Below are 6000 nucleotides of genomic sequence, written 5' to 3'. Positions count from 1 at the left end.
ACAACCGTCTCGGGTGGTCCGCCCGGGCCGCGGACGCCGTCGTCGACCGCACGAGGTGGCGGGTTTCTCACCTGTCAAGGCGACAATCCGTTTGACCGTGACTGAGCGGCAACCGTACTGTTGTGCGGACGTTCGCGTGGAGTCACGTCCCGGTCCATGGGGCTGCCAGCGCGGGCGACCGTGCCGCGATCCCCGTGACGCACGGTTCCGATCATCCGACCAGGAGCACACCCGTGAGCAAGCGGACCTTTCAGCCGAACAACCGCCGTCGCGCCAAGGTGCACGGCTTCCGCAAGCGCATGAGCACCCGCGCCGGCCGCGCTGTTCTCGCCTCGCGCCGCCGCAAGGGCCGCGCACGTCTCGCTGCCTGAGGTGCTCCCGGCCGCGCACCGGATGCTGCGGGGTGAGGACTTCACCGCCGCAGTAAGGACGGGTGCGCGCAGCGGGAGCCCAAGGCTTGTCGTCCACTACCGAGCCGGCGAGACCGGGGACATGTCCCCGGCACTCGTCGGCGTCGTCGTGCCCAAGAAGCAGATCGCTCGGGCCACCCACCGCAACCGGATCAAGCGCCGCGTGCGCGCCCTTATGAGCGCGCGCGTGGGATGCCTGGAGCCGGGAGCGCGTGTGGTCGTCAGGGGACTGGCCGGGGCCGACGGCGCCACGAGTGCCGAGCTGGGCGCCGACCTCGACCGCCAGCTCGCGCGCGTGCGCGAGGGACGGCGACGGTGAGACGGTGAGGACGACGGTGATGACCAGGTCGGCTCAGGCGCACGGCCCCCAGGACGAGGAGTCTCGCGAGAGCCTGCTCATGCGGATCGTGCTGGCTCCCGTGAGGTTCTACCAGCAGTGGATCTCTCCGGGACTGCCGCGCAGTTGCCGCTACTACCCCACCTGCTCCGCCTACGCGGTGCAGGCCGTCCAGGTCCATGGCCCGCTCAAGGGTCTCGTGCTCGGCACCTGGCGCGTCCTGCGCTGCAACCCCTTCACCCGCGGTGGTGTCGACCATGTCCCGGACCCGGGCCAGTGGCGCTACCACCACCCCCACGACGTTCCCCGCCCGGACACGGCCACGCCCTGACCGGCGCAGGACCCGGCCGGAACCACCGGCCCGCGAGGCCCCAGCCCCGCACGCACAGCAAGGAGTGCAATGGATACGATCCTCTGGCCCCTGAAGGTGGCCGTTGCCTGGGTCATGGTTTACATCCACAAGGGCCTGACCCTCATCGGTATGCCCGACGGCCCCGGCGCGGCCTGGGTCATCTCGATCATCGGCCTGACGATGGTCGTGCGTCTCATCATCATGCCGCTGTTCGTCAAGCAGATCCGTGCCAGCCGCGGCATGCAGCTCATGCAGCCCGAGCTCCAGGCGCTCCAGGCCAAGTACAAGGACAAGAAGGACCCGGCCTCCCAGCAGAAGATGCAGGAGGAGATGATGGCCCTGTACTCCAAGCACGGGACCAACCCCTTCTCCTCGTGTATGCCGATCCTCGTGCAGATGCCGGTGTTCTTCGCGCTCTTCCGCGTCCTGGCCTCCCTTGAGGCGGTCGCTGAGGGCACCTACGCCAACCACGACTCCATCGGCCCGCTCACCGCCGAGCTCGCGGCCGACGTCCAGGCCTCCACCGTCTTTGGTGCCCCGCTGTCCGCGTCCTTCATGAACTCCGACGACGCCACCACCAAGGTCGTCACCGTCATCATGATCATCATCATGTCGGTCACGCAGTGGTACACCATGGCGCAGCTGAGCATGAAGAACATGCCGGAGTCCGCCAAAAGTTCCGACAACCCCATGATGCGTTCCCAGCGCATCATGATGACGGTCATGCCGGTCTTCTTCGCCTTCACGGGCGTGCAGTTCCAGATCGGTGTCCTGGTCTACTGGGTGACGACGAACCTGTGGACCATGGGCCAGCAGTTCTTCACCATCCGCAACATGCCGGCGCCAGGCTCCGAGGCGGAGAAGAAGCACCGTGCGCGCATCAACGCCAAGCGCGTGGCCAAGGGCCTTCCCACCCTTGAGGAGGAGGAGGCCGCCCAGCGCGCCGCCGAGCTCGCCGAGCAGGCTGAGCAGCGGCACCAGCGCGTCCAGCCGGTGCGCAAGGACCGTCAGAAGCGCAAGGGCGGTGCCCGCCTGCCGGTGACCCCCGAGGAGCAGCGCGCGACTGAGGCCGGCGAGGACGGTGCGTTCGGTGAGCGCTTGACCGCCGAGGAGGAGGCCGCCATCAAGGAGATCGAGACGAATATCGTCGGTCTCACTCCCGAGGAAATAGCCCGCCGCCGCTACGAGAAGCGCGCCCGCCAGCGCCAGCAGCGCAGGAACAACAGCAAGAAGCGCCGCCGCTGAGAGCGCCGGACCCTGTCCACGACCTCCGCGCGCGACGACGACGATGCGCGGTCATTACTTCACAGAACGGAAATACCTATGACTGACACGACCGCCGCCTCCACCACCGTCAAGCGCCTTGAGGAGGAGGGTGAGGTCGGTGCCGACTACCTCGAGGAGCTGCTCGACATCGCCGACCTCGGTGGCGATATCGACATCGACATCGACCATGGGCGGGCCTCGATCGCCATTGTTGCCTCCGAGGAGGGCGACGAGCGTGAGCTCGCGGACCTCGTGGGTGAGGACGGTGAGGTGCTCGAAGCGGTTCAGGAGCTCACCCGTCTGGCTGTCCAGGCGCGCACGGGCAACCGCTCGCGTCTCATGCTCGACATCAACGGCTACCGGGCCGCGCGTCGTCAGGAGCTGACTGCGGTTGCGCAGGAGGCCGTCCGTCAGGTGCAGGCCACCGGCGAGACCGTTGCCCTGGAGCCGATGAACCCCTTCGAGCGCAAGGTCTGTCACGACGTCGTCGCGGCCGCCGGACTGGTTTCTGAGTCGGAGGGTGCCGAGCCCCACCGCCGGGTTGTTGTTCTGCCCGCCGACGAGGCCTGAGCGCCGATCGGGGGGCACGAGATGAGCGACGCGATGGCTGCTGAGGAGATGCCTGGGCACGAGCCGGAGGGCTCCGGCGAGGTGCTTGTGGTGGAGGAGCCGAGCGAGGAGATGCGTGCACTCTTCGGCGTCGCCTTCTCGGGGGCGGAGCACTTCGCGCACATGCTTGCCGAGCAGGGCGAGCTGCGAGGGCTGGTCGGCCCGCGGGAGATGCCGCGTCTGTGGACTCGCCACATCGTCAACTCCGCGGCGGTCGTTCCCTTCCTGCCGGGACGGGGCACGGTGGCCGACGTCGGTTCAGGAGCCGGTTTCCCGGGGATCGTTGTGGCACTGATGCGACCCGACCTGGATGTCACGCTCATCGAGACGATGGAGCGGCGCGTGGAGTGGCTCTCCGACGTCGTCTGTGAACTCGACCTCGACAACGTTGAGATTCTACGGGCCCGGGCCGAGGAGGTGCGCGAGCGTTACAACGTCGTCACCGCCCGCGCGGTTGCCAACCTCTCCCGGTTGGTGCGCCTGACCGCTCCCCTGCTGCGCCAGGGTGGCAGCCTGCTGGCGCTCAAGGGAGCCAAGGCCGAGGCTGAGGTCGAGGACGCGCGTGGTGTCATCAAGAAGGCCAAGCTTGAGCCGGCGGTGATCCACGAGGTCATTACCCCGGGCGACGAGCTGACGAAGATCGTCGAGGTCCGGCGGCCCAAGCGCTGAGCCGGTCCCACCGGACCCGGGTATGACTGTGTCCACAGGCCGGCCGTGTCCACAGGCCCGGGCCTGTCGTCCGTTGCCTCGCATAGACTGAAGCGCCTGCAGGATATCGCCCGAGGAGTACAGGTTTGCCAGGTTCCATCTTCGACCAGCTCCAGGCCGACCACGCCGCCCTTGAGGACATCGCGGTCGGTGGCTTTCCGCGGCCCGAACAGACCCGGGTCATCGCTGTTGCGAATCAGAAGGGTGGGGTCGGCAAGACCTCCACGGCTGTCAACGTGGCGGCGGCGCTGGCGGAAGCCGGTCTGCAAGTGCTTGTCATCGACACCGACTCGCAGGGCAACGCCTCCACCGCCCTGGGGGTGGAGCACGGCGAGGACACCGCGTCGATTTACGACGTGCTTGTCGAGGGCGCTCTAATCCAGGACGTCGTCGTCCAGACCCGTTTCGCCCCCTCCCTGTGGTGCGTGCCCGCTTCCATCGATGCCGCCGCCGTCGAAATCGAGCTCATCAACGCCACCCAGCGCGAGTCGCGCTTGAGGCTGGCGCTGCGCGAGTACCTGCTTGCCCGCTCGGAGCTCGGACTTCCGCGCGTCGACTATGTCCTCATTGACTGTCCGCCGAGCCTGGGCATCATGACGATCAACGCCTTCGTTGCCGCGGGTGAGGTGCTCATCCCCATGCAGGCGGAGTACTACGCACTCGAGGGGCTGGCTCTGCTCACTCGTTCCGTGGACCGCATCGCCCAGATCCACAACCCGGCGCTGCGGGTGACGATGATCGTGCTCACGATGTTCGACCAACGCACGACTCTGGCCCGTGAGGTGGAGTCTGAGGTTCGCACCTACTTCCCGTCGGCGACACTTCAGACACGGGTGCCGCGTTCGATCCGCGTGGCAGAGGCGCCGTCGTTCGGGTTCCCCGTGGTGTTCTGGGATGCCCGCTCATCCGGTGCAGTGGCGTACAAGCAGCTTGCCCGGGAGATCGCCCAGCGCGGTGCCCATGAGCACACTGAGGTCAAGGAGGCCTGATGGCACAGAAGAAGCGCGGTCTGGGACGGGGCCTGCAGGCACTCATCCCGGAGGCTCAGACCGAGAACCCGTCAAGCCGTCCGACGGATGTGTTCTTCCCCGGTGGTGGCAATGGTGCGGAGTCCGCGCGTAGCAGCGATGGTTCCTCACGGGCGGCCGAGATTGCCGAGGTTTTGATGGAGCCGTCCAAGCGTGCACGGGCCGCGACGAGACGCTCGGGACGGTCTGGCCGGTCGGCCGACACCCGCGTGGCGCCCGAAAGCGCGGCGGATGTTGTGTCGCGCCGTGGCGGCACCGCCAATGTTTCACGTGAAACCGCGGTCGACGACGTTTCGCGCCACGAGGGCGTCGATGATGTTTCACGTGAAACAGCAGCCGATGATCCCCAGCGGAACAAGGTTGTCGACCGTGTTTCACGTGAAACACGGTCGACCATCCCGACAGAGACTTCAGTCTCCGACGATGATGAGGGGCTCGTCCCGGTGCCTGGGGCGACCTTCGCTGAGCTTCCCATCGAGCTCATCGTCCCCAACCCGCGTCAGCCGCGTCAGGTATTCGACGACGATGACATCGCCGAGCTCGCTGCGTCCATCAAGGAGGTCGGGCTCCTCCAGCCGATCGTGGTTCGTCGTGTCGACGGCGAGGACGGCTCGACCACCTACGAGCTCATCATGGGTGAGCGCCGTCTTCGTGCCTCCAAGGTTGCGGGTCTCACGACGATCCCCGCCGTGGTGAGGTACACGGAGGACGAGGACCTTCTTCGCGACGCACTGCTGGAGAATCTGCATCGCGTCCAGCTCAACCCCCTGGAAGAGGCTGCGGCGTACCAGCAGCTCCTTGAAGACTTCAGCTGCACTCACGCAGAGCTGTCCGAGCGCATCGCCCGCTCCCGCTCCCAGATCTCGAACACACTGCGCCTGCTCAAGCTTCCGGCGCTCGTTCAGCGCCGCGTTGCCGCGGGCGTCCTGTCGGCCGGGCACGCACGTGCCCTCCTGGGCCTGCCGGACTCCTCCGCCATGGAACGTCTGGCGCAGCGCATCGTGGCCGAGGGCCTGTCCGTGCGCGCCGTCGAGGAGCTGGTCGCCCTCCACGACGAACCAGAGGTCCGTACCCCGGTGCTGCGCACGCGCAGCACCACGCTTCCGGCACTGTCGACCCGCCTGTCTGATGCCTTCGACACCCGGGTGAAGGTGACCCGTGGTGCGAAGAAGGGAAAGATCACCATCGAGTTCGCCGGCGATGACGACCTTGCCCGCTTGGTGGAGACGCTTGCCCCTGGTACCTCCCTGTCGGAGGAGTAGGCACTGACTCCCCGGTGATGGCGGCCCA

Annotated in this window: 8 protein-coding genes; all 8 read left to right on the top strand. The window is 67.2% G+C overall.

The window, feature by feature from the left end:
* Window positions 1-233 precede the first annotated feature (233 nt).
* Window positions 234-371: a 50S ribosomal protein L34 gene (gene rpmH, locus ID810_RS12215; protein WP_017177846.1), complete on the top strand. Its 138-nt coding sequence runs from the start codon at window positions 234-236 to the stop codon at window positions 369-371.
* Window position 372: 1 nt separating this feature from the next.
* Window positions 373-729: a ribonuclease P protein component gene (gene rnpA / locus ID810_RS12210; protein WP_166857440.1), complete on the top strand. Its 357-nt coding sequence runs from the start codon at window positions 373-375 to the stop codon at window positions 727-729.
* 19 nt (window positions 730-748) lie between these two features.
* Entirely contained in the window at window positions 749-1078 is a 330-nt protein-coding gene (gene yidD / locus ID810_RS12205; RefSeq protein ID WP_166857439.1) for a membrane protein insertion efficiency factor YidD, read from the top strand.
* Window positions 1079-1147: 69 nt separating this feature from the next.
* Window positions 1148-2344, top strand: a complete 1197-nt coding sequence (gene yidC, locus ID810_RS12200; protein ID WP_166857437.1) for a membrane protein insertase YidC — start codon at window positions 1148-1150, stop codon at window positions 2342-2344.
* A gap of 78 nt (window positions 2345-2422) precedes the next feature.
* Entirely contained in the window at window positions 2423-2935 is a 513-nt protein-coding gene (locus ID810_RS12195; protein WP_166857435.1) for a Jag family protein, read from the top strand.
* Window positions 2936-2983: 48 nt separating this feature from the next.
* Window positions 2984-3643 (top strand): 16S rRNA (guanine(527)-N(7))-methyltransferase RsmG, encoded by a 660-nt coding sequence (gene rsmG, locus ID810_RS12190; RefSeq protein ID WP_166857612.1) that lies wholly within the window; start codon window positions 2984-2986, stop codon window positions 3641-3643.
* Window positions 3644-3768: 125 nt separating this feature from the next.
* Complete coding sequence (locus ID810_RS12185; protein ID WP_166857433.1) at window positions 3769-4671, top strand: ParA family protein; 903 nt, start codon at window positions 3769-3771, stop codon at window positions 4669-4671.
* Complete coding sequence (locus ID810_RS12180; RefSeq protein ID WP_166857431.1) at window positions 4671-5972, top strand: ParB/RepB/Spo0J family partition protein; 1302 nt, start codon at window positions 4671-4673, stop codon at window positions 5970-5972. The genes ID810_RS12185 and ID810_RS12180 overlap by 1 nt, the downstream gene beginning before the upstream one ends.
* Window positions 5973-6000 lie beyond the last annotated feature (28 nt).

It is taken from the genome of Actinomyces respiraculi, assembly GCF_014595995.2.
Taxonomy (GTDB): domain Bacteria; phylum Actinomycetota; class Actinomycetes; order Actinomycetales; family Actinomycetaceae; genus Actinomyces; species Actinomyces respiraculi.
This window is presented reverse-complemented; position numbering and strand designations above follow the sequence as displayed.